Annotated in this window: 21 protein-coding genes and 1 pseudogene; 14 read left to right on the forward strand and 8 right to left on the reverse strand. The window is 65.7% G+C overall.

The window, feature by feature from the left end; translation table 11 throughout:
• Positions 1–104: 104 nt before the first annotated feature.
• The 3 genes from BM118_RS13120 to BM118_RS13130 all read left to right on the forward strand — a co-directional run bounded on the left by BM118_RS13120 (position 105) and on the right by BM118_RS13130 (position 4,037).
• A complete protein-coding gene (locus BM118_RS13120) occupies positions 105–1,376 on the forward strand; it encodes a class I SAM-dependent methyltransferase (protein WP_244550143.1) in 1,272 nt (423 codons plus the stop codon).
• Between the two features lie 22 nt (positions 1,377–1,398).
• Positions 1,399–2,238 (forward strand): aKG-HExxH-type peptide beta-hydroxylase, encoded by an 840-nt coding sequence (locus BM118_RS13125; protein ID WP_092185815.1) that lies wholly within the window; start codon positions 1,399–1,401, stop codon positions 2,236–2,238.
• 179 nt (positions 2,239–2,417) lie between these two features.
• Positions 2,418–4,037 carry a B12-binding domain-containing radical SAM protein gene (locus BM118_RS13130; RefSeq protein WP_092185817.1) on the forward strand — a complete coding sequence of 540 codons (1,620 nt, stop codon included), beginning with the start codon at positions 2,418–2,420 and terminating at the stop codon, positions 4,035–4,037.
• Positions 4,038–4,042: 5 nt separating this feature from the next.
• On the opposite strand, the gene BM118_RS13135 is transcribed toward BM118_RS13130, so the two are convergent.
• Positions 4,043–5,431, reverse strand: a complete 1,389-nt coding sequence (locus BM118_RS13135) for an MFS transporter (protein WP_092186166.1) — start codon at positions 5,429–5,431, stop codon at positions 4,043–4,045.
• A 170-nt stretch (positions 5,432–5,601) separates the two neighbouring features.
• On the opposite strand from BM118_RS13135, the gene BM118_RS13140 reads away from it, so the two are divergent.
• The gene (locus BM118_RS13140) at positions 5,602–6,663 is read left to right on the forward strand and encodes an isocitrate/isopropylmalate dehydrogenase family protein (protein WP_177234256.1); all 1,062 of its coding nucleotides are present in this window, start codon (positions 5,602–5,604) and stop codon (positions 6,661–6,663) included.
• 152 nt (positions 6,664–6,815) lie between these two features.
• On the opposite strand, the gene BM118_RS41415 is transcribed toward BM118_RS13140, so the two are convergent.
• Positions 6,816–6,986, reverse strand: coding sequence for a hypothetical protein (locus BM118_RS41415; protein ID WP_177234257.1), 171 nt, complete (start codon positions 6,984–6,986; stop codon positions 6,816–6,818).
• A gap of 204 nt (positions 6,987–7,190) precedes the next feature.
• Between BM118_RS41415 and cax the strand changes: the two genes are divergently transcribed.
• Entirely contained in the window at positions 7,191–8,294 is a 1,104-nt protein-coding gene (cax, locus tag BM118_RS13145) for a calcium/proton exchanger (RefSeq protein ID WP_092185821.1), read from the forward strand.
• Positions 8,295–8,416: 122 nt separating this feature from the next.
• Here the strand turns inward: cax and BM118_RS13150 are convergent, their stop codons facing one another.
• Positions 8,417–9,160 (reverse strand): SDR family NAD(P)-dependent oxidoreductase, encoded by a 744-nt coding sequence (locus BM118_RS13150; RefSeq protein WP_092185823.1) that lies wholly within the window; start codon positions 9,158–9,160, stop codon positions 8,417–8,419.
• Positions 9,161–9,299: 139 nt separating this feature from the next.
• On the opposite strand from BM118_RS13150, the gene BM118_RS13155 reads away from it, so the two are divergent.
• From BM118_RS13155 to BM118_RS13170, 5 genes and pseudogenes are all read left to right on the forward strand, one after another.
• Entirely contained in the window at positions 9,300–10,070 is a 771-nt protein-coding gene (locus BM118_RS13155; RefSeq protein ID WP_092185825.1) for a methyltransferase domain-containing protein, read from the forward strand.
• A gap of 199 nt (positions 10,071–10,269) precedes the next feature.
• Complete coding sequence (locus BM118_RS13160; protein WP_092185827.1) at positions 10,270–11,271, forward strand: DctP family TRAP transporter solute-binding subunit; 1,002 nt, start codon at positions 10,270–10,272, stop codon at positions 11,269–11,271.
• Between the two features lie 154 nt (positions 11,272–11,425).
• Positions 11,426–11,902: pseudogene (locus BM118_RS42660) on the forward strand (TRAP transporter small permease); the annotation flags it as partial.
• Positions 11,903–12,121: 219 nt separating this feature from the next.
• Positions 12,122–13,402: a TRAP transporter large permease gene (locus BM118_RS42665; protein WP_244550150.1), complete on the forward strand. Its 1,281-nt coding sequence runs from the start codon at positions 12,122–12,124 to the stop codon at positions 13,400–13,402.
• A 131-nt stretch (positions 13,403–13,533) separates the two neighbouring features.
• Positions 13,534–15,477 (forward strand): alkyl/aryl-sulfatase, encoded by a 1,944-nt coding sequence (locus tag BM118_RS13170; RefSeq protein ID WP_092185831.1) that lies wholly within the window; start codon positions 13,534–13,536, stop codon positions 15,475–15,477.
• 181 nt (positions 15,478–15,658) lie between these two features.
• On the opposite strand, the gene BM118_RS13175 is transcribed toward BM118_RS13170, so the two are convergent.
• Positions 15,659–16,729, reverse strand: coding sequence for a glycosyltransferase family 4 protein (locus BM118_RS13175; protein ID WP_177234258.1), 1,071 nt, complete (start codon positions 16,727–16,729; stop codon positions 15,659–15,661).
• Between the two features lie 277 nt (positions 16,730–17,006).
• On the opposite strand from BM118_RS13175, the gene BM118_RS13180 reads away from it, so the two are divergent.
• Genes BM118_RS13180 through BM118_RS13195 form a run of 4 tightly spaced genes read left to right on the forward strand, consistent with a single transcriptional unit; the run spans position 17,007 to position 22,904 of the window.
• On the forward strand, positions 17,007–18,770 hold the full coding sequence (locus BM118_RS13180) for an ABC transporter ATP-binding protein (protein WP_092185835.1): 1,764 nt from the start codon (positions 17,007–17,009) through the stop codon (positions 18,768–18,770).
• 57 nt (positions 18,771–18,827) lie between these two features.
• On the forward strand, positions 18,828–21,032 hold the full coding sequence (locus BM118_RS13185; RefSeq protein WP_092185837.1) for an amylo-alpha-1,6-glucosidase: 2,205 nt from the start codon (positions 18,828–18,830) through the stop codon (positions 21,030–21,032).
• A 22-nt stretch (positions 21,033–21,054) separates the two neighbouring features.
• On the forward strand, positions 21,055–21,588 hold the full coding sequence (locus BM118_RS13190) for a PRC-barrel domain-containing protein (RefSeq protein WP_177234259.1): 534 nt from the start codon (positions 21,055–21,057) through the stop codon (positions 21,586–21,588).
• A gap of 23 nt (positions 21,589–21,611) precedes the next feature.
• Positions 21,612–22,904, forward strand: coding sequence for an MFS transporter (locus tag BM118_RS13195; protein WP_177234260.1), 1,293 nt, complete (start codon positions 21,612–21,614; stop codon positions 22,902–22,904).
• Positions 22,905–22,967: 63 nt separating this feature from the next.
• Here the strand turns inward: BM118_RS13195 and BM118_RS13200 are convergent, their stop codons facing one another.
• The 4 genes from BM118_RS13200 to fixL all read right to left on the reverse strand — a co-directional run bounded on the left by BM118_RS13200 (position 22,968) and on the right by fixL (position 26,426).
• Positions 22,968–23,666 (reverse strand): helix-turn-helix domain-containing protein, encoded by a 699-nt coding sequence (locus BM118_RS13200; protein ID WP_177234261.1) that lies wholly within the window; start codon positions 23,664–23,666, stop codon positions 22,968–22,970.
• A 161-nt stretch (positions 23,667–23,827) separates the two neighbouring features.
• A complete protein-coding gene (locus BM118_RS13205; protein ID WP_092185843.1) occupies positions 23,828–24,244 on the reverse strand; it encodes a response regulator transcription factor in 417 nt (138 codons plus the stop codon).
• Between the two features lie 43 nt (positions 24,245–24,287).
• A complete protein-coding gene (gene fixJ / locus BM118_RS13210) occupies positions 24,288–24,905 on the reverse strand; it encodes a response regulator FixJ (protein ID WP_092185845.1) in 618 nt (205 codons plus the stop codon).
• 3 nt (positions 24,906–24,908) lie between these two features.
• Positions 24,909–26,426, reverse strand: coding sequence for a sensor protein FixL (gene fixL, locus BM118_RS13215; RefSeq protein WP_092185847.1), 1,518 nt, complete (start codon positions 26,424–26,426; stop codon positions 24,909–24,911).
• Between the last annotated feature and the right edge of the window lie 102 nt (positions 26,427–26,528).

Here is a 26,528-nt window from a genome sequence, read left to right on the forward strand (position 1 = left end):
TGCCGCGCGAGCCTGTTGCGCCCAAGGCGGCCACGCAGCGCATCAGCTTCAGCGGCCCGCGGGCGCGCGCGCTCTGGCAGCCGCGTCTGGAACGTCTTGGCGAGGTGGCGCTCGCGATCGAGCTCGAGATGGTGCGCCGACGACGCATCCCGGCCACGCTGGTGTGGACCGGCTATGATGGCATCGAGGCCTTGACGGAGCGGGCACGCTCGATCGGCCTCGAAGCGAAGCCGGTCAAGGCTTCGCTCGGTTATGCCGCCGACTGGCCGCTGGAAGCGTCGATCGACGAGCCGAGGCGGCTGCTCGACTATGCGTTCCTGATTGGCGCTGCGCCGCTTGATGGGGCGATCGCCGAGCCAGCGGCGGATGGCCTGGTGCAAGCGGCGATACGGTTCGGCTATCCCGCATGCTGCGCAAAATCCTGGGCCGACTATCTCGGACGGGGCGGAAGTGATCCGTTGGCAAGTTTGCTCGCGCGGGAGAACAAGGCGCCGATGCCTGCCTACGTCGCGCTCGCGGCTCTGGGGCTGGGACCGGTGCGGCACGCGTCGTGTTCTGCGGATTGTCTCGCCACGCGTGCGTGTTCGCGCGCATTTATCGACCTCGGCCGCGAACTGGAATTTGGCGAAGAGATGGCGTGGCTCGAAGAGATCGCGGATTGGGCGGTCGATGCGTCGCTGGTCAACGGCATCGCCGAGATCACGACGGCTGCCTTCCGCTGCGCATGGGTCTCCGACGATGGCAGGCCGTCCCCTCGACGGTCTCGTGATGGCGCAGCGGGGACGCGCCTGGAAAAACGCAAGGCCGCGGCGGTCGAGCCCGCGAATGGCGCCTCCATTCTCGCGGAGCTCGGCACCGGATTTGAAGCGGCGGGGTTCGAGAGTCCCTTCGCGATGCGCTCGCGCTTCAGCACAATTGTCTGGGAGCAGACCGGCGCGCTGCGTCGCGCGGGATCTGCCGTGCACATCGGATGCGGCGATGGGGTGTTGCTGGAGCTGATCGCGCAGACGAGGCCCAAGCTGAGATTGTACGGCACCGAGGAAGATCCCGCGGTCGCGGAGGCCGCGCGCCGGCGCCTCGGTGCGTCGTCGCCGGTACTCGGCGGGGCCAGCATCGAGGCGCTCGCGGCGCTGTCGCGCCTTGCGCCTGATGGCATCGATCTCGCTTTCGTCGATCCGGAACGGCCTGGCGGTCACGATGCGCTTGCCGCCGTCCGCGCGGTTGCGCGATCGGTGATCGTGATCGGCACCGACCGCTCGCTGCATCGGTTCAAGGACATGGATACGCTTGCCGCAACGATGGGGCTCGCCTTGCTGCCTGGACGCGCAGCGCGCGTGTCCGCGGCCCTTTCGGCGACGAGTGGTCGCCCGCACTGACCGGTTCGAAGGAGAGCTCGCCATGGATGCGACGTCGATTGACTGGGAACGCACGGCCCGACCGCAGGCCGACGGCTACGATACCGCCGTCGCCCTCGGCCTGATCGCAACCGAGCCGACGCCCTGGCGGCCGCTGCCACCGCAGCGCCCCCCGGTGAACGGCGCGCCGGCCATCGCGGAGGGCAGGGTTGCCCTGCGCACCGAGGATCCATTGCTGCCTGCGCCGCGATTCGTCCCCGACGCGCAAGCCATCCCGGCGCTGGAGCAGGCACTTCACTACGTCCGCCGTTGGCCGTTTGCCGCCAAGCAATGGCCTGATATCGTCCACACCATCCAGTGCTATCACGACACCGAGCAGCCGACCGAGGGGCCCGGCCGCCTCGGCTCGGCCAGTCACTCGGTCGACGCGCGGTTCGGCGTCATCGGCCTCACGGTCAACTGCCCGCTCGCGGCCGCGCAGGCGATCGTCCACGAGATGGCGCATCACAAGCTGAGGGCGTTCGGCGTTGCCAACGAGAATGCGATCCGGATCATCAGTAATCCGCAAGACGAGCTCTATCCCAGCCCCATCGTTGTAGACCGGCCGCGGCCGATGACAGCCGTCCTGCACGCGCAATATTCGTTCATCCACGTCACCCAGCTCGACGTGCACATGCTCGAGCAGGAGGAGGACCTTCAGGTCCGCAGCGACATCCGCGCACTGCTGGCGCGCAATGCCTCGCGGATGGAGAAGGGCTTCGAGACGTTGCGGCAGCATGCCCGCACTGACGCGCCCGGCCGCGAGTTTCTCGGCGCGTTCTTCGCCTGGTGCAGCGATGTCCTGGCGAGCAGCCGGAAGCTGCTTGCGAGCGAACGCTGCTGATTGCTCGCTTCGCCACGGGCCGGGTTCCAGGCGCCAATCCGCGGCTTGGGGCGACGTCCGGCCGTGAACGCCGGTTCCAGGCCCGATCACTGCTGCGCTGCGGCGACAGTTTGTCCCCTTTTGCCGGGATGCAAGACGAAGTCGCTCTGCTACACTCGGCCGAAGCTAGAAGGAGTTCCATGGACGTGCCGAGCCCCTGCAACGTGTTAATGCTCTATCCGCTGTTCACCGCGGAGTCGTTCTGGAGTTTTGGCGAATCCTGCGAGCTGATGGGCGTGAAGCGACCCGCTGCTCCTCTCGGCCTGATCACCGTTGCCGCGATGCTGCCTGCCGACTGGACGGTGCGCCTCGTCGACTGCAACACGGCGCCCCTGAGCGACGAGGATCTCGCCTGGGCCGACGTCGTCTTCACCGGCGGAATGCTGCCGCAGCAGGCCGACACGCTGCGCCTGATCGAGCTATGCCGCGCAGCGGGCAAGCCGGTGGTCGTCGGCGGTCCCGATCCGACCTCGAGCCCCCACATCTATGAGAAGGCCGATTTCCGGGTGCTCGGCGAGGCCGAGAGTGTCATCGACGAATTCATCGCGGCCTGGGAGGGCGGTGCGCGCTCCGGCGTCTTCACTGCGCCGAAATTCCAGGCCGACGTCACCAGGACGCCGGTGCCGCGGTTCGACCTGCTCAAATTCGAGGACTATCTCTATCTCGGCGTGCAGTATTCGCGCGGCTGTCCGTTCACCTGCGAGTTCTGCGACATCATCGAGCTCTACGGACGCGTGCCGCGAACCAAGACGGCCGAGCAGATGTTCGTCGAGCTCGAGACGCTCTACCAGATGGGCTACCGCGGCCATCTCGACTTCGTTGACGACAATTTCATCGGCAACAAGAAGTCGCTGCGGCTGTTCCTCCCGCAGCTCGCCGAATGGCAACGCGCCCACGGCTATCCGTTCGAATTCTCCACCGAAGCCTCGATCAACCTTGCCGACGATCCCGAGCTGCTGGAGCAAATGGGGGAGGCCAATTTCTTCGGTATCTTCGTCGGCATCGAAAGTCCGGATCCGGCGACGCTGGTCGCGATGCGGAAGAAGCAGAACACGCGGCGCAACATCGCCGAGAGCATCCACAAGATCTACGCCGCCGGCATTCTCGTCACCGCGGGCTTCATCGTCGGCTTCGACAATGAGAAGGTCTCGATGGCGGAGGCCATGATCGAATTCATCGAGGAGGCGGCGATCCCCGTCAGCATGGTCGGCCTACTCTATGCCTTGCCGAACACGCAGCTGACGCGCCGCCTGGAGCGCGAAGGCCGGCTGCACCCGGGCCACGATCTGGCTCCGACCATCGGCGCCGATCAGTGCACGGATGGGATCAACTTCGATCCGGTGCGCCCGCTGCGCGACATCCTGATGGATTACAAGCGAGTGCTGGAGCGCATCTACAGCCCGGCTGCCTATGCAGGACGCATCGACCGCTTGATGACGCTGCTCGACCGTTCGCGGCAGCGCCACGAGCTTGCGGAGGGCGATATCCGCGCCAAGCTCGGCGCCATGGAGACCGTGCACCGCGTGGTCACCGCGATCCCCGAGGCGCGCGGGCCGCTCTGGCAGACCTTCATGAACTGCGCCAAGCGCGACACGTCATCGGCGCGGATCGCGGTGCAGATGATCGCCGCCTATGCCCATCTCGGTCCGTTCTCGCGCAAGGTCATCGCCGCCATCGATGCGCGTCTCGCTGCGCTGGACGACGGGACCGTCATCCCGGCGGCAACGATCGACGCGACGGCAGCGCGGCACCTGGCCTGAAGGCCCTACTTCACCGCCAGCCGCAAGAAGCTCATCACGCTGCCGAGCGCGGCAAAGCCTGCACCGAGCGCCAGCGCGACGGTCGCGCCGTCATGACCGGCCAGCGCAAAGCAGAGCGCCGCGAGCGCAGCTCCCGTCGTCTGTCCGGTCAGGCGCGCGGTGGCGACGATGCCGGAGGCGCTGCCGCTACGGTGCGGCGGCGCGCTCGACATCACCGCCTTCATGTTCGGCGCCTGGAAGAAGCCGAAGCCCATGCCGCAGATCACCATCCGCCAGAAGATATCGGGGATAGCAGGGTTGGCCGGCAGCAGCGCGAGCAGGGCCATGCCGAGGCCGAGCAGCACGAGCCCGATGCCGCCGAGCAGTCCGACCGCATGCCGGTCGGACAGGCGCCCGGCGATCGGCGCCATGATGCCGACCACCAACGGCCAGGGCGTCATGAAGAAGCCGGTCTCGACCTGCGAGCGCCCCAGCACGTCCTCGAAATAGAACGGCAGCGAGACGAAGGCGAGGCCCTGCACCGCGAAGGAGCACACGGCCGTCGCCGCCGACAGCGCGAACATCGGCCGGCTGAACAGGTCGATCGGCAGCATCGGCGCCGGATGATCGGCGTGACGGCGCGTCAGGATGAAGCCGAGCGCGAGGGCCGTGACCAGCTCGATGCCGACGACGAAAGGCGACAGATTGTGCGCGGCACTGCCGATCCCCGTGATGAACAGGCCGAGGCAGGCAGACGCCAGGATCGCGCCGAGAAAGTCAAAGCCGTGATCGGCCCGCGGCGTCTTCGGCAGCATCGCAAAGCCGATGCCGATCGCAACGAGGCCGAAGGGGATGTTGACGGCGAACAACCACGGCCACGGCCCGAGCGCGAGGATGGCGGAGGCAATCGAGGGCCCGAAGGTGAAGGCGGTCGCGACCACCAGCGCGTTGTGGCCGAGGCCGCGGCCCAGCATCCGGCCGGGATAGACGAAACGCACCAGCGCCGTGTTGACGCTCATGATGCCGCTGGCCCCCAGGCCTTGCAGGGTGCGCGCCACCAGCAGGCTGTCCAGCGACCACGCCACCGCGCAGAGCAGCGAGGCGATGGTGAACAGGATCAGGCCGCCGAGATAGATGCGCTGGTGTCCGACGATCTCGCCGAGCGCTCCTAACGGCAGCAGCGTCGCCACCAGTGCGATCTGGTAGACGTTGACGACCCAGACCGATTGCTCCGGCGTGACATGCAGATCGGCGGCAATGGCGGGCAGCGCGATGTTGGCGATCGCGGTGTCGAGCGAGGCCATCGCCAGCGCGGTGAAGATCGCGGCGATCGCCCAGCGCCGCTGCGCGGCCGGCAGGCCGTCGGCGATCGGGTGGTCGGGCTCGCGCGCGGCGGCAGGTAACGTGATCGTCATTGCGTTGGCGCGTTGCTCCGGCGGCGTGGCCATAGGGGACTTTCGGCATGTACTACGCTTGAGGCCGCTTCCACAGGCATATGCTTGCATGCTGTGTATGCGCGAAGGTCAGGCGATCGCCTGCGCGCTGGCGTATGATCGCGCCGGCGCTGCAATTTGAGGGGATCGTCATGCATATCGTCGTTTTGCCCGGTGACGGCATCGGACCCGAGATCACGACCGCGACATCGCTCGTGCTGCGCGCGGCCTCCGAGCGCTTCCAGCTCAACCTGCGCCTGGAGGAGCACGCGGTCGGGCATGCGAGCCTCAAGCAATTCGGGACGACGGTGCGCCCCGAGCTGCTCGACATCGTCCGCGCCGCCGACGGCCTGATCCTGGGCCCGACCGCGACCTTCGACTTCAAGGACGAGGCGCATGGCGAGATCAATCCGTCGCGGCACTTCCGCAAGAGCCTCGACCTCTACGCCAATGTCAGGCCCGCACGCACTTATGCCGGGCAGCCCGGCCGCCTCGGCGATTTCGATCTCGTCGTGGTGCGCGAGAACACCGAAGGGTTTTATGCAGACCGCAACATGGAGCAGGGCAACGGCGAGATGCTGGTCACGCCTGACGTCGTGATCTCGCTGCGCCGGATCACGCGTCTGTGCTGCGAGCGCATCGCGCACGCTGCCTGCCGTCTCGCCATGAAGCGGCGCAGGCACCTCACCATCGTGCACAAGGCCAATGTGCTCAAGATCGGCGATGGCATGTTCCTGGACATCTGCCGCGAGGCGGCGAAGGCCTATCCCGGCCTCGCCGTCGACGACATCCTGGTCGATGCCATGATGGCGCATGTGGTGCGCAACCCCGATCGCTTCGACGTCATCGTCGCCACCAACATGTTCGGCGACATCCTGTCCGATCTCACGGCGGAGCTGTCCGGCAGCCTTGGCCTCGGCGGCTCGCTCAATGTCGGGGACCACTATGCCATGGCGCAGGCCGCGCACGGCTCGGCGCCCGACATCGCCGGGCAGGACGTCGCCAATCCGGTGTCGCTGATCCTGTCGACGGCGCTGCTGCTGGCCTGGCACGGCGAGAAGAGCGGCGCCGTCCGCTACGAGGAGGCCGCGCGTGCGATCGAGGCGGCGGTGGCGAAGGCAATCGGCGAGGGCAGGGCAACGCGCGATGTCGGCGGCAGGCTCGGCACGCTCGCGGCGGGCGCTGCGATCGCGGAGATGTTGCAGGGGGAGTGAGGGTTCTCTTCGCCTCTCCCCGCCTGCGGGGAGAGGCCGACGCGCGCCGAGCGATGCGAAGCATCGTCCGGAACGCGCGGCGGGTGAGGGGGAGTCTCCACGAGTCCAACTCTCACCGTGTTCGCGGAAGCAGCCCCTCACCCCCAACCCTCTCAGGGCGAGCGAAGCTCGTCCCGGCCCGTAAGAACGGGGGAGAGGGAGCGCACCTGTGCACTGCCGCCCAAAACAAAAAAGGCGAAAAACAACCCCATGCACAGTAGAAGGCCCTTGATCGACAAGGGATTTTCGAACTGCGCCGCGACGACATTCGTGATCGCGATCACGTTGACCCGTCGGGCAAAACACTGGCAGGATGCTATCGTGGCGGCGGTCGGTGACAAGGCCGGAGCGCATTCTCATCCAGCGCGACGTCCGCATCATGCCATAAAGCGGCGCGTCTCCTCCGGCCCACGTTGAGGCAGATCAATACTCGCCTCGCAGGCCCGCCAGACCTTTCCATCAGCGCATCCATGGAAAGGGCGGCCGTCATGCAAACCCTGCTCAGGGAAATCCGGGATACCCCTTTGCTCTGGATGCTGGTTTTCGTGCCCATTGTGCTGGTGGCCGAGGCGGCTGCCCCGCATTCCCACACGCTCCTCTTCGTGCTGTCGGTGCTTGCGATCGTGCCGCTGGCGGCCCTGCTCAGCCACGCCACCGAAGCGGTCGCCGTGAAGACCGGCGATGCCGTGGGCGGACTGCTCAATGCGACGCTCGGCAATCTGACGGAGCTCATCATTGCCGTCACGGCGCTGCGTGCAGGCCAGTACATGCTGGTGAAGGCCTCGATTGCGGGGGCGATCGTCACCAACGCGGTGTTCATGCTCGGCGTCTGCCTGCTGCTCGGCGGCCTGCGCTACCACGTGCAGGAGTACAACCGCGCCGGCGCGCGGCTCTCGTCGGGCCTGTTGCTGATGGCAACCGTCGCCCTGCTTGCGCCTTCCGCGGTCGCCGATCTTGATCATCTGCCCGAGGGAGGGACCGTCATTCACAAGCTCAGCGTCGGCATTTCGGTCCTGCTGATCATCGCTTATGCGCTCGGCCTGCTGTTCTCGCTCGGGACGCACAAGGAATTGTTCACAAGCGCGGATCATGGCGACGACAAGGAGGAGGCACACTGGCCGATCGGAATCGCGGTCGGGACGCTGCTGGTCGTCACCGTGCTGGTCGCGCTCGTGAGCGAAATCTTCGTGGAATCGGTGCAGAAGGCGGCGGAAACGTTCGGGATGAGCCCGGCCTTCGTCGGCTTCATCGTCGTCTCGCTGGTCGGAGCCGCCGCCGAATTTGCAGTTGCCTTTGCCGCGGCCCGCAAGAACCGGCTCGACATGAGCGTCAGCATTGCGCTCGGCAGCGCCTCCCAGATCGCGCTCTTCGTTGCACCCTCGCTGGTGCTGCTCAGCTACGTCGTGGGGCCGACGCCGATGAGCCTGCAGTTCTGGCCGGGCGCCGTCACCATGGTGATGATCGCCACAGTCACGTCGGCCTTCATCACGGCCAGCGGACGCTCGGCATGGTTCGTCGGCGCGCTGATGATCTTCATCTATGCGGTCTTTGCGCTGACGCTTTATGTCGTCCCGCCGGCGGGCCAGGGATGAGGGCGGTCGCAAGTCCGGGGCCGTAGGATGGGTGGAGCACTTGCGAAACCCATCATGTGTCACGTTGGATGCTGTCGATGGGTTTCGCTGCGCTCTACCCATCCTACGGAGTCCAACCGGCTTCAGAACTGATACCTCCGCAGTCCCCCATCCACGGGGATCACCGTCCCCGTGATGTACCGCGCCACGGGCGAGGCCAGAAACACCGCGAGTGCCGCCAGGTCCTCCGGCTCGCCCCAATAGCCGACCGGGATCTCTTCCTCGGCAAAGCGCTCGCGATAGTCCGGCGGATAGTTGCGGCGGATCTGCTCGCTCATGATGCGGCCGGGCGGGATGCAGTTGATGGTGATGCCGTGCTCGCCGATCTCGCGCGACAGGCCCTTGGCCCAGGCGTGCACGGCGGCCTTCGCGGCGAAGGCGGCATTCAGCCCTTCCGGCTCGGACTTGCCGGTGATGTTGACGATGCGGCCCCATTTGCGCGCGATCATCTGCGGCAGCAGCGCATGCGCGATGCGGCGGTAGCTGGTGAAATTCAGCGCGATCGCTTCGTCCCATTTGCTGTCGGGCGCATCGACGGGAAGGGGACGACTGCCGCCGGCATTGTTGACGAGGATGTCGACATGGCCGAGCTCCTTCAGCGCAAAGGCTGCGATCTTCTCCGCCGCGTCCTTGGCCATCACGTCCTGCTCGAACGGCGTGATCAGTCCGCCGCCGACCTCCTGCACCAGCTCGGCGAGCAGGTCGGTGCGCCGCGCCACGCCGACCACGCGCACGCCTTCGGCCGCCAGGCCCTTGGCGATGGCGCGGCCGATGCCGATGCTCGCTCCGGTGACGACAGCGGTTTTCGATTTGAGCCCGAGGTCCATGGTCGCACGCTCTCTTGTTTGGTTTCTTGTTGCGGTTCGTTTCCTGTCCGTCCCTGTCAGGACGAATTGCCTGAGCGGGACGAGCAGTGGTAACCAAGAGCCACGTTGAAGGAAACACGAAAAAGAAAAGGCTGAAACGATGGTCTGGGATCCGCAGCAATATCTGAAGTTCTCCGGCCACCGGCTCCGGCCCGCCGTCGACCTCTTGATGCGGATTCCGGATTTTGCGCCGCGCGAGATCGCCGATCTCGGCGCCGGCGCGGGCAACGTCACCAAACTGATCAGGGAGCGCTGGCCGGATGCGACCGTGACCGGCGTCGAGGGCTCGGCGGAGATGGTTGCCGCCGGCCGCAAGGCGGCGCCGGACGTGCAATGGTCCCATGAAGACCTCGGCCAGTGGCGTCCGGCCAAGCGATATGACTTGATCTATTCCAATGCCGCACTGCACTGGCTGCCCAATCATGCGGCACTCTTCCCGTCAGTGATGGAGAAGGTCGTGCCAGGCGGCATACTCGCGGTGCAGATGCCGCGCAACTTTCTGGCCCCCTCGCATGTGCTGATCGGCGAGACCGCCTTGAACGGACCCTGGCGGCCCAAGGTCGAGCATCTCGTCACCCCGCCGCCGGTCGAGGGGCCGGCCTTCTACCACGATCTTCTTGCGCCGATGTCCGTCAATATCGACATCTGGGAGACCGAATATCTTCAGGTGCTCGAAGGCGAGAACCCGGTGAAGGAATGGACCAAGGGCACCTGGCTGACGCGCTATCTCGACGTGCTCGCGGGCGACGAGAAGGCTGCCTTCGAGGCGGCCTATGGGATGCGGGTGGCGAAGGCGCACCCGAAGAATGCGGCGGGGCAGACGCTGTTCCCATTCCGGCGTCTGTTCATGGTCGCCCAGCGCAAAGGCTGAGTGCCTTGCCGCAATGCGACATAAGCGCTCGCTCCCCGATACGAGCGCGGGTGCCGGGTTGCGTCAACGACAGCCGTCAAGATAGCTTGGCTGCGGCAAATTGGGCTTAGGTCTAGTTGTTCGGGTGGCGGATTGCTGCCACTACTGAAATCGGAAAACAAAAAAGACCCGGTTTTAGAGGTTGTTGGGAGGTTACTTCATGCACAAGCTGCTCCTTGCGGTCGCCGCTGCGGCTGTTCTCATGGCCCCCGCTGTCGCCCAGGCCCAGAGCCCCGTTGTCATCAAATTCAGCCACGTCGTCGCCAACGACACCCCGAAGGGCAAGGGCGCGCTGAAGTTCAAGGAGCTCGCCGAGAAGTACACCGACGGCAAGGTCAAGGTCGAAGTCTACCCGAACTCCACGCTCTACAAGGACAAGGAAGAGATCGAGGCGCTCCAGCTCGGCTCAGTGCACATGCTAGCGCCCTCGACCGCGAAATTCGCGCCCCTCGGCATCAAGGAGTTCGAGGCGCTCGACTTGCCCTGGCTGTTCAGGGATGAGCAGACCTATGCCAACGCGATGAAGGGCACGGTCGGCAAATGGCTGTTCCAGAAGCTCGAGGCCAAGGGCATCACCGGCCTCGCTTACTGGGACAACGGCTTCCACATGGTTTCCTCCAATCGTCCGCTGGTGAAGCCGACGGATTTCCAGGGACTGAAGTTCCGCATCTCGGGATCGAAAGTCGCCGACCAGTATTTCCGCCTGGTCGGCACGATCCCGCAGATCATGGCGTTCTCAGAAGTCTATCAGGCCTTGCAGACGGGCGTGGTCGATGGCTGCGAGAACACGGCGTCGAATTACTGGACACAGAAATTCTACGAGGTGCAGAAGGACATCACCGTGTCCTATCACGCGCATCTGCAATATGCCGTGATCGTCAACTCGAAATTCTGGTCCGGCCTGCCGCCCGATATCCGCGCCCAGCTCGAAAAGGCGATGAACGAGGCGACCGACTACACCAACTCGATCGCGCGCCAGGAGAACGAGGACGCGCTGGCGGAGATCAAGAAGACGGGCAAGACCACGCTGCATTACCTGACCGACGCCGACCGCAAGGCTTGGCATGAGGCGATGCAGCCGACCTACAAATGGGCGAAGGGCCGGGTCGGGCAGGAGGTGCTCGATCTCGTCGCCAAGGAACTCGACGTCAAGATGAACTGACGGCCGCGCCCTGCGAAGAACAATACCGACGGTCGGGGGTGATCGCACTCCCGGCCGTTTCGCTCTTGAATGACGAGTCGATGCTGGGGGGATCAAGTTGCTGCGTGTGCTGAATCGTTTTCTCGATCATCTCGAGGAGTGGCTGATCGCGACGATGATCGCGGCTGCGACGTCGCTCATCTTCGTCGCCGTGCTGCACCGCTATGGCGCCGGCCTGTCGATCGATATCGCCAAATGGGCGGAAGCCCGCAACCTGGCCTTCCTCGCCGTTCCCGCGCGCGCGGTATTCACCTGGCTCGCCGATCTCGACCTGTCCTGGGCGCAAGAGCTCTGCATCTACATGTTCATCTGGATGGCGAAGTTCGGCGCGGCCTATGGCGTGCGCACCGGCATCCATGTCGGCGTCGACGTGCTCGTCAACGTCCTTCCCGGCGGATCGCGCCGCCGCGTCATCACCTTCGGGCTCTTGTGCGGCGCGCTCTTCACCGCGATCGTGAGTTATTTCGGAGCCGCCTTCGTCAGCCAGATGTGGCAGACCGGGCAGCAATCGAACGATCTCGAAGCGCCGATGTGGATGGTGTATCTCACCATCCCGCTCGGCTCCGGCCTGATGTGCTTCCGCTTCCTCCAGGTCGCCTGGTCGTTCTACCGCACCGGCGAGCTGCCGCATCACGACATGGCCGGCGTCGAAGGCGTCGAGGCGGATCCGGTGCATCCGGCCCCGGTCACACCCAGCCAGGTCGTCCGGGACGAGCGCAGCCCGCTCGGCTGGATCCTGATGCTGCTGCCGGTCCTGATCGTCGCCCTCTGTTTTGCGCATGCGGGTCACGTCATCACGCTGCCGCATGGCCTGCGCGTCGTCATCGTGTTCGCACTCCTGCTCTCCTTGATGCTGACGGGCATGCCGATCTCGATCGCGCTGGGTCTGACCGTGCTCAGCTACATGTTCGCGCTGACCGACGTGCGGACGGAATCGGTGGCGCTGAAGCTGTTCACCGGCATCGAGAATTTCGAGATCATGGCGATCCCGTTCTTCATCCTCGCCGGCAACTTCCTGACCCATGGCGGCGTGGCGCGCCGGATGATCGCGTTCGCGACCGCACTGGTCGGCCATTGGTACGGCGGTCTCGCGCTGTCTGGCGTGGTTGCCTGCGCGCTGTTCGCGGCGATTTCCGGCTCGTCCCCGGCGACCGTGGTGGCGATCGGCTCGGTGATCCTGCCCGCCATGGTCGCGCAGGGATTTCCGAAGCGGTTCGGGGCGGGCGTGATCACGACATCAGGCTCGCTGGGAATTCTCATTCCTCCCTCGATTCCGATGGTGCTTTTCGCCGTCTCCACCAACAGCTCGGTCGGCAAGCTGTTCATCGCCGGCATCGTGCCGGGGCTCATGCTGGCCACGCTTCTCGGCGCCACGACGTTCTATCGTGCCTGGCGCAACGATTACCCGCGGATGCCGAAGGCGACCTTCATGGAGCGCTTCGATGCGTTCCGCAAGTCGGTCTGGGGCATCCTGCTGATCGTGATCGTGATCGGCGGCATCTACAGCGGTCTGTTCACGCCGACCGAAGCTGCCGCCGTCAGCGCGGTCTACGCCTTCATCGTCGCCGTGTTCATCTACAAGGACCTCAAGCTGCGGGACGTGCCGCGCGTGCTGCTGTCATCGGCGAATCTTTCGGCGATGCTGCTCTACATCATCACCAACGCGGTCCTGTTCTCGTTCCTGATGACCTACGAGAATGTGCCGCAAGCCCTGGCGCAGTGGATGATCGATCAGGGCCTTGGCTGGATCGGCTTCCTCCTCGTCGTCAACCTGCTGCTGCTGCTCGCGGGCAACGTGATGGAGCCGTCCTCGATCATCCTGATCATGGCGCCGATCCTGTTTCCGGTCGCAATCAAGCTCGGCATCGATCCGATCCATTTCGGCATCCTGATGACGGTCAACATGGAGGTCGGGCTGTGCCATCCGCCGGTCGGGCTCAATCTCTACGTCGCTTCCGGCATCGCCAAGATGGGCATCACCGAGCTCACGATCGCGGTCTGGCCGTGGCTCCTGACGATGCTGGCGTTCCTCGTGGTCGTGACCTACTGGCCGGGTCTGTCGCTGTGGCTGCCCAACCTGCTGGGAATGTAGCGGCGCGGGATGTGATGAACGAGCTGGCGAGCGCGCGCTGGGATCCCAGCGCCGGACAGCGGTGCGCGGATGGCAATCGGCAGCCGGATGCGGTTAGATCATCGTCAGCCAATCAGCCGGGAGGACGAGCGATGAGCGAGACCAGCAGCTGCGGGACGGCGGAGGCGCCGAAGGACGCGTCTCCGTCCGTCATCGCGCAGCAAACGGCGATGCTGAATGCGCTGCCGTTTTCCGACACGCGGGATTTCGACGATGCCGCGCGCGGCTTTCTCGGCACGATCGAGAATGCGGCGATCACCAACCCGCAGGGGCGGACGGTCTGGAGCCTCGAGCCCTACGGCTTTCTCTCCGCTGAACAGGCGCCGCCGACGGTCAATCCCAGCCTGTGGCGGCAGTCGCGCCTCAACATGCAGCATGGGCTGTTCGAGGTGGTGCCCGGCGTCTACCAGGTGCGCGGGCTCGACATCGCCAACATGACGCTGATCGAGGGCGACAGCGGCGTCATCGTCGTGGACACGCTGACCTCGATCGAAGGCGCGCGCGCCGCGCTCGATCTCTACTTCAGGCACCGCGGCACGAAGCCGGTGGCCGCCGTCATCTTCACCCATACTCACACCGACCATTGGGGCGGCGCGCGCGGCGTGCTGGAGGAGGACGCGCTCGCCACCGGCCGCGTGCCGATCATCGCGCCGAACCTGTTCATGGAGCACGCCGTCTCCGAGAACATCATCGCGGGGCCTGCAATGCTACGGCGGGCGCAATATCAGTTCGGCCCGTTCCTCGCCAAGGGGGCGCGAGGGCAGGTCGATTGCGGGCTCGGCAAGTCGATGGCGGCAGGCTCCGTCGCGCTGCTGCGCCCGACCGACCTGATCATGGCGACCGGCGACAGGCGCGTGATCGACGGCGTCGAATTCGAATTCCAGATGGCGCCGAACAGCGAAGCGCCGGCGGAGATGCACTTCTTCATTCCGCGCTACAAGCTGTTGAACCTCGCCGAGAACTGCACCCACAATTTCCACAATCTGCTGCCGTTCCGCGGCGCCGACGTGCGCGATGCGCTGGCCTGGTCGAAGTACCTAAGCGAGGCCCTGCAGCTGTGGGACGGCAAGGCGGAGGCGATGTGCGGCCAGCATCACTGGCCGGTGTGGGGCCGCGAGCGCATCGGCACGATGGTCCGGCAGCAGCGCGACCTCTACAAGTTCGCGCATGACCAGACCATCCGCCTGATGAACCACGGCCTCACCGCCGCCGAGATCGCCGAGACGATCCAGCTACCGAAGAGCCTGGAGGGCGCCTGGCACGGCCGCGGCTATTACGGCCACATCCGGCACAATGTGAAGGCGATCTATCAGAAATATCTCGGCTGGTACGACGCCAATCCGGTCAATCTCGATCCGCTGCCGCCGGTGGCCTCGGGCAGGAAGTATGTCGAGTATATGGGCGGCGCCGACGCGATCCTCGCCCGTGCGCGGACGGATTTTGACAAGGGCGAATTCCGCTTCGTCGCGCAGGCGCTCGGCCATCTCGTCTTCGCCGAGCCTGACAATGCGGCGGCACGTGGCCTGCTGGCCGATACGCTCGAGCAGCTCGGCTATGCCGCCGAGAGCGCGACCTGGCGCAATGCCTATCTGTTCGGCGCCCAGGAATTGCGCCAGGGCATGCCGAAGGCCCCGCCGCGCCCGCCAATGCCGCGCGAGACGCTGGCGGCACTGCGCACCGGGCAGCTCTGGGACGTGCTCGGCATCCGCCTCAACGGCCCGAAGGCGGAAGGAAAGCACATCATGCTGAACTGGCGCTTTTCCGACACCGGCGAGACCTTCGTGCTCAACCTGGAGAATTCTGCGCTGACCTATGCCGAAGGCGTTCAGGCGGAGAATGCCGACGCCAGCTTTACACTGGCGCGCGCAACGCTCGACGAGGTCATCGCGAAGCTGACGAGCTTTCCGGAGGCGGTCGCCGCCGGTAAGATCGCGCTGTCAGGCAATCCGATGAAGCTCGCCGAGCTGATGGGCCTGATGGACGAGTTTCCGCGGATGTTCGAGATCGTGGAGCCGAAGCGGGCGGTGGTGGGGTAGGGCTTCTCGCAATGGCGCGTTGAAGCCGCAACACACTCTGTTGTCGTCCCGGCGAAGGCCGGGACCCATAACCCCAGGGAGAAGTCGTGGCGCGAGACTGATAACTCCGAGTCTTCGCCAAACCGCGTTCTGTGGCTATGGGTCCCGGCCTCCGCCGGGACGACGGGTGAGATTGTGGCAACTACTCCGCGCTGCTCACCAGCTTGATCCGCGGCGCCTGCGCTTCCGTCAGGCTGCGATAGGCCGCGAGATAGTCCAGCGCCATTCGCCGTGCCGTGAACCGCTTTTCGAACTGCTTGCGGATCGCCGCGCGGTCCAGTTGCGGAAGGCGTTTGACGACGCCGGCGGCGCTGATGATGTCCTCGACCACGAAGCCGGTGAGGCCTTCGTCGATGATCTCCGGCACCGAGCCGCGGTTGAAGGCGACGACCGGCGTTCCGCAGGCCATGGCTTCGATCATCACGAGGCCGAAGGGCTCGGGCCAGTCGATCGGCAGCAGAAGTCCGAGCGCACCGCTCAAGAAATCCGACTTCTCGTGATCGCTGATCTCGCCGATGAAGTCCACCAGCGGATTGTTCTCGATCATCGGCCGGATCAGCTCGTCGTAATAATCCTGGTCGGCGCGATCGACCTTGGCTGCGATCTTCAGCGGGATGCCGCAATGGGTCGCGATCTTGATGGCGCGGTCGACGCCCTTTTCCGGCGCGATGCGACCGAGCACGGCGAGATATTCCTGCCTGGCCGGCTTCGGCGTCAGCAGGTTCTCCGGCAGGCCGTGATGGATCGTCGTCACCCAGTTCGCCTGCGGCACCGGCCGCCGCTGGGCATTCGAGATCGAGATCACCGGCATCTTGGAGAAGATGTTGAACACAGGCTGATGCTCCGGCAGGTCGAGCCGGCCGTGCAGCGTGGTCACGAACGGTGTCGGCTGCCGGTGGAACAGCGACCACGGATAATAATCGAGATGGAAGTGGAGGAAGTCGAACTCCTCGTCGTCACATTTTTGCCGCACGCGCTCCAGCAGCACCATGTGCAGGGCGTTGGGGTCGCGCACGGAACCGTCGAGGCGAAGCGCCCGCGGCCAGAGGGCGTCCAGCTTCGCCGACGTCTGCGAGTCGCCGCTGGCGAACAGCGTCACGTCATGTCCCAGGGCCACCAGCTCTTCCGTCAACCAATGCACCACCCGCTCGGTGCCGCCATATAGCTTGGGTGGAACAGCCTCCGTCAACGGAGCTACCTGCGCAATGCGCATCTCACCTTCTCCTCTGCGATCATGAACGTTGAAAAACCCCCGCCTGTACGGCACCGGCTATGCCAGGGAAGGGAACGTTCCCGCACTTGCGAAGTTCCTCTCAACAAACGTTACATATTCGACACATCGCACGCCTTGTCTCGATGCTGCCATCTCCTCTTCGCAGATCGTCCGCATCCGCATGTCGTGATCGCCTGGCCCGGAACCGGGACGAAGCGGTCGATGTTCAGTCGGCTGGTAGAAAAAACTGTAATCATCAGTACGGGGCGACAGCCACATGGATCATCTTTCTGGATACGCGCGCAGGCCATTTGCCTTTGTCTTGCGCTATCTTCGGCGACGGCTTGCCTCCCATCTGGTGATCCTGACCGCTGTCGTTGCAGCCGTTGCCTGCTCCGTGGGCACGCAGTATGGCGTCAAATCCCTGGTCGACAGTCTGTCGGCGGGAACCGCGCATGGCGGCAGCGTATGGCTGGCATTCATTCTGCTCATGTCGCTGATCGCCGCGGACAATTTCCTGTGGCGGATCGCCAGCTGGACGGCGAGCTTCACGTTCGTCCGCGTCACCGGGGATTTACGACGTGACATCTTTCGCCATCTGACCGGACACGCGCCGAGCTACTTCTCCGACCGTATGCCTGGCATGCTGACCAGCCGTATCACGGCAACATCGAACGCGGTGTTCACGGTCGAGAACATGTTCGTCTGGAACGTGCTGCCGCCATGCATTGCCACAATTGCGGCAATCATGCTGATTGGAACCGTCAGTCCCTACATGGCGCTCGGCCTGATCGTGGTCGCGGGCGGCATGGTGGTTGCGATGTTCCATCTGGCCGCAGCCGGCAAGCCGCTGCATGACGACTTCGCCGACAAGGCGGCGGTCGTCGACGGCGAGATGATCGACGTCATCAGCAACATGCCGCTGGTCCGCGCCTTCTGCGGCATCAGCCACGAACACGAGCGGTTCGATGCGACGGTGAACCGGGAACTCACCGCGCGCGGCCGCAGCCTGCGCTATCTGGAGAAGCTGCGGCTCACGCATGCCGGCGTGACCGTCGTGCTCACCATTGCGCTGATGGCCTGGGCGATCACGCTCTGGCAGGACGGTCAGGCGACCACCGGCGACGTCGTGCTGGTTTGCACCCTCGGCCTGTCCATTCTCAACGCGACGCGCGATCTCGCGGTGGCGCTGGTCGACGTCACCCAGCACGTCGCGCGGCTGACCGAGGCGATCGCCACGCTGCTGGTGCCGCACGAATTGCGCGATCACCCCGAGGCCGAGCCGCTGGTCAAGAGCGGCGCCGCGATTGCGTTCAACAACGTCACGTTCGGCTATCCCGGCGGCGAGAAGATCTTCGAGCGGTTCAGCTTGCGGCTCCAGCCCGGCCAGCGCGTCGGCCTGGTTGGCCAGTCCGGCGGCGGCAAGTCGACGCTGTTCACGCTGCTGCAGCGCTTCTACGACGTCGACGAAGGCAGCATCACCGTCGACGGCCAGGACATCGCGATGGTGACCCAGCTCAGCCTGCGTGAAGCGATCTCCGTCGTGCCGCAAGACATTTCCTTGTTCCATCGCTCCATTCGTGAGAACATCCGCTACGGCCGGCCGAATGCGACCGACGACGAGGTGCTGCGCGCGGCGATCGCGGCGCGCTGCGATTTCATCGATAGCCTGCCGGAAGGTCTCGACACCATGGTCGGCGACCGCGGTGTCAAGATGTCCGGCGGCCAGCGCCAGCGCATCGCGATTGCACGCGCCTTCCTGAAGGACGCGCCGATCCTGCTGCTGGACGAGGCCACCGCGGCGCTCGACAGCGAATCCGAGGAGGCGATCCGCGAGGCACTGATGCGCCTGATGCGCGGCCGGACCGTGATCGCGATCGCGCATCGCCTCGCGACGCTGCGCAATTTCGATCGCGTGGTGGTGCTGAAGGCCGGCAAGATCATCGAGGACGGTGCGCCCGATCGCCTGATGCAGGGGCACGGACCCTATCGTGAGCTGGTGACGCAGGAGATGAGCAGGCTCGCGAAGTTCGCCGCGTAAACCCGACAGTCGCGTTCGCGTTGGTTGCGTTTCGAAACAGGCGCAGGGGAGCAGCTTATGCCAGCCGAAGTCGTCACCAAGTTCGTCTCCGTGGCGCGGACCGTGGAGCAGGTCGCGGAGCAGCCGTTCTACATCCCGATGACGGGGCCGTCGGCGCGGCCGCGACGCTCGCTCAAGCACGACGACACCTTCATCGTGCTCGACAGTCATGGCGACATCGGCGCATCGGCCGGCGGCCCGGACGGCCTGTTTCACCATGACACGCGCTACCTCGCGCGGCTGGAGCTCGTGCTCGACGATCTCCAGCCCCTGCTGCTCGGCTCCAACCTGCGCGACGACAATTCGGCGCTGGCCGTCGACCTCACCAACCCCGACATCTACCGTCAGGGCAGCCTCGTGCTGCAAAAGGACCTGCTGCACATCGTGCGCACGATCTTCCTGTGGCGCGGCACCGCCTATCAGCGCATCGGCGTGCAGAACCATGGCGACCGGCGCGCCAGCTTCGAGCTGACGCTGCAGTTCGACAATGATTTTGCCGATCTGTTCGAGGTCCGCGGCGAGCGGCGCCCGCGCCGCGGGACCGGCGCCAGCCGCCTGCTCGGGCCGACCGACGTCCTGTTCGAATATCGCGGCCTCGACGATGTCGAGCGTACCACGGGCCTGCATTTCGACCCGCGTCCGACGCGGCTGTCCGTCAACGCCGCCACCTGGCAGCTCGAACTGGATCCGCACGAGTCGAAATCGCTGTTCGTGGCCGCGTCCTGCAACCGGCCGGTGGCGGAGAAGCCCGCGCGCTTTTTCAGGGGCCTGTTGGCCCACCGCCGCGAGATGCGCCAGTCGACCATGGGCGCGGCCAGCATCGAGACCTCCAACAACATCTTCAACGAGGTGCTGTGCCAGGCCATGGCCGACCTCAACATGCTGATGACGGAGACGCCGCAGGGCCGTTATCCCTATGCCGGCATTCCCTGGTACTCGACGACCTTCGGCCGCGACGGGCTGATCACCGCGCTCCAGATGCTCTGGGTCGACCCGCGGGTCGCCAAGGGCGTGCTGCGGCGGCTGGCGCATTTCCAGGCGAAGGCGATCGATCCGCTCGCCGATGCCGCGCCCGGAAAGATCCTGCACGAGATGCGCGGCGGCGAGATGGCGGCGCTGCGCGAGGTGCCGTTCTCGCAATATTACGGCAGCGTGGATTCGACCGCTTTGTTCGTGCTGCTCGCCGGAAGCTATTTCGAGCGCACCGGCGACGAGGCCACGTTGATCGAGCTGTGGCCTGCGATCGAGGCGGGACTGGCGTGGATCGACGGCCCCGGCGATCCCGATCAGGACGGGTTCGTCGAATACCAGCGCGCGACGGAGAAGGGCCTGGCCAACCAGGGCTGGAAGGATTCCTACGACGCGATCTTCCATGCCGACGGCCGGCTCGCCGAGGGCAATATCGCACTCGCGGAAGTCCAGGGTTACGTCTATGCGGCCAAGCAGCTTGCCGCGCGTTGCGCGCTGCGGCTCGGCAAGCCGGACCGCGTGCGCAAGCTCGAGGCCGAGGCCAAGGCGCTGGCCGAACGTTTCGAGCAGGCGTTCTGGTGCGAGGAGCTCAGCACCTATGCGCTTGCCCTCGACGGCAACAAGCGGCCCTGCAAGGTGCGGACCTCGAATGCCGGGCAGATCCTGTTCAGCGGCATGATCCGCGAGGACCGCGCCCGTCTCGTCGCCGCCGACCTGATGCGGCCGCATTTCTTCTCGGGCTGGGGCATTCGCACGGTCGCGCAGGGCGAGGTGCGCTACAACCCGATGTCCTATCATGACGGCTCGATCTGGCCGCACGACAACGCGCTGATCGCGCTGGGGCTCGCGCGCTACGGCCTCAAGCATTCGGTGGCGCATGTCTTCAAGGGGCTGTTCGACGCGGCGACCTACATGGATCTGCGGCGGCTGCCCGAATTGTTCTGCGGCTTCCGGCGCGAGAAGCGGCGCGGCCCGACGCTCTATCCGGTCGCCTGCGCGCCGCAGGCCTGGGCCAGCGCGACGCCGTTCACGCTGCTGGAGGCGGCGCTGGGCATCGAGTTCGACGTGGCGCGCGGCGAGATCCGCCTGCGCAATCCGCATCTGCCGGCGTTCTTGAACGAGGTGATCGTGCGCGATCTGCGTCTGGGCGAATCCAGCGTGGACCTGCGCGTCAGCCGCCACGGCGACGACGTGGCGCTCGAGGTGTTGCGCACGCGCGGCCAGATCCAGGTGTCGATCGTGCTGGCGCGCTGACCGCGCGCCGCGAGGAGGGTCCATGCGTACCGCCGGATGGTTGGCCTTGAGCGTCGCGATCGTCGCGGGATGGACGGTCGCGGTATCGCGTGCCGCGGAGGAACAGCCCGCGCCGCCGAGTGCACCCCCAAGCGAAGCGAACGCGCCGGCGACGGCACAGCCGCCGGCCTCGGCGGTGCAAGTCACGCCGAAGGATGCCGCGCCGCCGCCGTCGGTGACCATCATCGGCGCGAGCGATGCGCACGGTGTGCTCGGCCGCGACGTGCTCAGCGCGGCGAACGAGGACATGGGCCGCATCGTCGACGTCATCGTCGACCGGAGCGGGCGTGTGCGCGCCGCCGTAATCGATTTCGGCGGCTTCCTCGGCGTCGGCAGCCGCAAGATCGTGGTGGACTGGAACGCGATGCGGTTCGGCAAGATCGTCAACAAGAAGGACAGCATCACCCTGGAATTGACCAAGGCGCAGGTCGCGGCCGCGCCGGAATACAAGGAAGACACGCCGATGGTGGTGCTCGGCGCATCCGGGAGCCTGCAACCGCTGCAAGCGATTCAGTGAGGGGCGGGGAGGGATGGCCGCCGGTGCTGTTGTCGAGAAAGCCGAACCATGCAGCCGAGCATCGCGCCGGCCGCGTTGAACAGGACAACCTTGCCGCGCCGTCGGCCGCAGGTATTCCGGCGCCGTCGCGCCGGAGCCTGCGCGGCCTCGACTGGTTCATCTTCTTTCTCGCCGACGTGCAGACCGGCTTCGGCCCCTTCATCGCGGTCTATCTGACGACGGAGAAATGGACGCAGGGCCAGATCGGCCTCGTGCTGTCGATCGGCGGCATCGTCGCCCTGATCGGGCAGATGCCGGGCGGGGCGATCATCGACGCCGCAAAATCCGAGCGGCTGGTCGCCGCCCTTGCCATCGTGACCATCGGCTTCTGCGCGCTCGCCTATGCGGCCATGCCGATCTTCCCCGTGGTCGTGACCGCCGCGACGCTGCATGCGGCCGCGAGCTGCGTGCTGGGCCCGGCGATCGCCGCGATCAGCCTCGGCCTCGTCGGTCCGCTCGTGATCGGTGAGCGGCTCGGCCGCAACGCGCGGTTTGCCTCCCTCGGCAATGGCGTTGCTGCCGCCGTGATGGGCACGGCCGGCTATCTGCTGTCGAGCCGCTCGGTCTTCCTGGTCACGTTCCTGCTCGCGATCCCCACCCTGATCGCGCTGTCGCGCATCCGCGAGGAGGAGGTCGACATCGCGCGCTGCCACGGCGAGATGCCGCGCGAGGCGAAGGATCGCGGCGACACCAATGTCTGGCACCTGATCCGGCAACGGCCGCTGATCGTCTTCGCGCTCAGTGTGCTGTTGTTGCAGCTCGCAAACGCCGCGATGATGCCGCTGATGGCGAGCGCGGTGACGGCGCGGTCGAGCCAGTGGGCGACGGTGCTGGTCGCCTTTTGCATCGTCGTCCCGCAGGCGATCGTGGCGCTGTTGTCGCCAACCGTCGGGCGCAAGGCGCAAGCCTGGGGCCGCAGGCCGCTGCTGCTGATCGGATTCGGCGCGCTGGTGATTCGCGGCCTGCTGTTCGCGACCGTGCGCGATCCATATCTGCTGGTCGCGGTGCAGGTGTTCGACGGCATCACCGCGGCGGTGTTCGCGGTGATGATTCCGCTGATCGTCGCCGACGTCGCCTTCGGCAGCGGTCACTTCAATCTGGCGCAGGGCATCGTCGGCACCGCGACCGGCATCGGTGCGTCGCTGAGCACGGCGCTCGGCGGTTATGTCAGCGACAAGTTCGGCAACGCCACCGCCTTCATCGGCCTGTCCGGCGTTGCTGCGACGGGGCTCCTTCTGATCCTCCTCGTGATGCCGGAGACCCGGCGCACGCTCTGAGCCACAAAAGAAATGGCCGGCCGAAACGGGTTCGGCCGGCCAAGTGGGTGGGGAGGAGGTAGATCAGGCGTCGAGATTGTGCAGGCGCTGGCGGTTGCGCAGCACGATCTGGCGGGCGCCGGAGAAGCCGAGAATGCCCTGGGAGTGAAGCTGCGACAGCGCGCGCGACACGGTTTCGAGGGTGAGGCCGAGATAGTCGCCGATGTCGCGGCGGCACATCGGCAGCGCCATCATGCCGGCGACGGCGAGGCGGCGGTCCATTTCGAGCAGGAAGGTCGCGACACGCTCCATCGCGGTCTTGCGGCCCAGCAGCAGCATGTGGTCTTCGGCGTGGCGAAGCTCGCCGGCGGTCATCGCCCAGAGCTTGCGGGCGACCTGCACGTCGGTGCCGGCAGCCTTCTCGAGGCTGGAGCGCTTCACGAGGCGCACGCTGGTGTCGATGATGGCTTCAGCGGCAAGGCGGTGGCTGGGGCCGGATTCGAGGCCGAACACGTCGCCGGGAAGATGGAAGGCGCCGATCTGGCGGCGGCCGTCGGAGAGAAGCTTGTAGCTGCGCACGGCGCCGGTGACGACCTGGTAGACATATTCGGCCGGCTCGTCCTCGCCATAGATCTCCTCGTCCTTGCGGTAGGAGAACTCGGTGGCGACGAGGCCGACGTGGCCCGTGATCGCACCGAACTGGTCGGAGACGGGATGGGCAGGGGCAATCTTGCCACCGATTTGGGTGTTGATCGCCTGGGTCTTGAGTGTCTGGGTCAGCATCTGCGCCATCTCCGTTGTGATGACGCATTGGTACGCGGTATCCGGAGGTTCGAAAATTTCGAGCGATATCTTAAGGGGGTCTACCTACGTAGAACCCCGTAGGTCAGAGCATGATCCGGAAAAGTGCGCCGCGGTTTTCCGAAAAGATCATGCTCAAGCAATTATTTACCCCGCCGGTCCTGGATGGCGCGGCGGATGCGCTTGAGCAGGTTTTCATCGAGAAGCGGCTTCAAAACCACGTCTTTTACGCCCGCTGCGGCGGCCCGGGTCGAGATGTTCTCGTCCGGATAGCCGGTGATCAGGATCACGGGCGTGTCGCCGTCGGATTTGCGCAGGCGGCCGGCGAGCTCGATTCCGTTGATGTCGGGCATCTTGTAGTCGATCACGTAGCAGTCGGCCCCGGGCGCGCCGCCGGCATTGAGCAGCGCCGTGCCGCTCCTGAAGGTCCGCACGGCAAAGCCGTCGGTTTCCAGCAGGAACCGCAGGGACCCCAGGACAGCGGCATCGTCATCGACCACAAACACGGTGGGTTTTGTGGAGGACGGCAGCCGCTCGTGATGTGAACTGACCTCGATCATGCTGCTTGACTAGCACAGCATCCGGCAAGGGCCTTGACTTGCCTCAATCGTTGAGCATGCCGGCGCGCATCGCCAGGCGGACCAGCTCCGAAAGGCTGTTGGCCTGCATCTTGGTCATGACGTTGGCCCGGTACACCTCGATGGTGCGCGGGCTGATGTCGTATTCGCGGGCGATCAGCTTGTTGGAAAGGCCGGCGATCAGCCCTTCCATGACCTGACGCTCCCTGGGGCTCAAGGAGGCGACGCGGGCGGCGATATCCTGCGCGACGGCCTCGCTCCTGGCGGCCGGCTCGGCCTGGCGGATCGCAGATTCGATCATGGCGGTGAGGCGGTCGTCCTCGAACGGCTTTTCCAGGAAATCGACCGCCCCTAACTTCATCGCCTCGACCGCGAGCGGCACGTCGCCGTGACCGGTCATGATCAGGATCGGGAACGGGCTCTGCTGCGCCTTCATCCGCTTCAACAGCTCGATCCCGTCGAGGCCCGGCATGCGCACGTCGGAGACGACGCAGCCGAAGGCGAGGCCGGGCAGGGCGTCGAGAAAGGCTTGCGCGTCGTCAAACAGCGTGACGCCGAAGCCGGCGGAATCCAGCAGGAAGTTCAGCGAATCCCGCATCGCCGCGTCGTCGTCGATGACGTAGATATGTCCCTTGGTCGTCATGCATCAATTCTCGTCGGCTGCCGGGAGGGTGAAGCGGAAGGTCGCCCCGCCCGATTCGTTGCTCTCGGCCCACATGCGCCCGCCGTGAGCCTCGATGATCGAGCGGCTGATGGACAGTCCCACGCCCATGCCGGTGTCCTTGGTGGTGAAGAAAGTCTGAAACAGGTTGGGAATGACGTCGTCCTGGAAACCGGTGCCGGTGTCGGACACTTCGACCTCGATCATGTCGTCGGCGACGGGGGTGTTGGTGACGACGAGCTCGCGCCGCGGCGACTGAGCCATCGCTTCCAGCGCGTTGCGAAACAGGTTGACCAGGACTTGCTGGACCTGCACCCGGTCGGCGAGAACGAGATCGGCCGCCGGATCGAGACTGAAGCGGAGCTGCACGTTCTGCTCGCGCGCACCGGCGAGCCCGAGCGCGCCGGCCTCCTCGATCAGCTTGGACAGGCTCTCGACCCGCTTCTCCGATTCGCCGCGGGCGACGAAGTCGCGCAAGCGCCGGATGATCTGGCCGGCGCGCAGCGCCTGCTCGGCGGCACGGTCCAGCGCGCTTTCGACCTTCGACGTGTTCGGATCAACGCTGCCGGCAAGCAGCCGCCGCGAGCCCTTCATGTAGTTGCTGATCGCCGCCAGCGGCTGGTTGAGCTCGTGGGCGAGTGCGGATGCCATTTCGCCCATGGCGCTCAGCCGCGAGACATGGACGAGCTCGGATTGCAGCTCCTGGAGCCGCGCCTGGGTCTGCTGGTGCTCGGTGAGGTCGCGGACGAAGCCGGTGAAATAGGGCTCGCCGCCGGACTGCATCTCGCCGATCGACAGGTGCATCGGGAAGGTGGTGCCGTCGCGACGCCTGCCGGTCACGATGCGCCCGATGCCGATGATGTGGGGATCGCTCGTGGTGCGGTAGCGCGAAATGTAGCTGTCATGCCGGGAGCGGTCGGGCTCCGGCATCAGGATGCTGACGTTCTGGCCGATCGCCTCCATCTCCGACCAGCCGAACAGGCGCTCGGCGGCCGTGCTGAACAGCTGGATGATGCCGTGGCCGTCGATGACGATCATGGCGTCGGGAATTGTGTGGAGGATCGAGCGGAGGTGGGTCTCGCGGGTACGGAGCGCTCCCTCGACCTGCTTCTCCTCGTCGATATCGAGAAAGATGCCGCTGAGATGGCGGGCGGTGCCGGCTTCGTCCCGAATGAGTCCCGCCCGGGCGCGAATCCACTGTCCTCCGTTGGAGGCGTCGGCGACCCTGAAGGACACGTCGAAGCCGCCACCGCGTTCGGAGACGCGCTTGATCGCGCTCTCCACGCGCTCGCGGTCCTCGGGCCTGAGGCGTGACAGGAAGAGGTCGTAGCTGGCCGGCTGATCCTGCGCGATCCCGAGCAGGGTTCGCGCGGTATCCGACCAGTCCAGCGCCCGGGTCTCGAGGTCGAGATCCCAGGTGCCGACGCCGAATCCCTCGATCCGGACCCGGAAATGCTCACCCCGGCCGTCATCCGGCGGTTGCGTTACGCGGGTCGGCGCCAAGTCGTCACTCCCATTCTCGTGCCGCGGGCCCGGGTGCCGCAACCACGGCGGCAATTTCGCCCAAGCCCGGGCTGGAGGCAAGTTCCGATGTTTGATTCCATT

Source organism: Bradyrhizobium sp. cf659 (assembly GCF_900113725.1).
Taxonomy (GTDB): domain Bacteria; phylum Pseudomonadota; class Alphaproteobacteria; order Rhizobiales; family Xanthobacteraceae; genus Bradyrhizobium.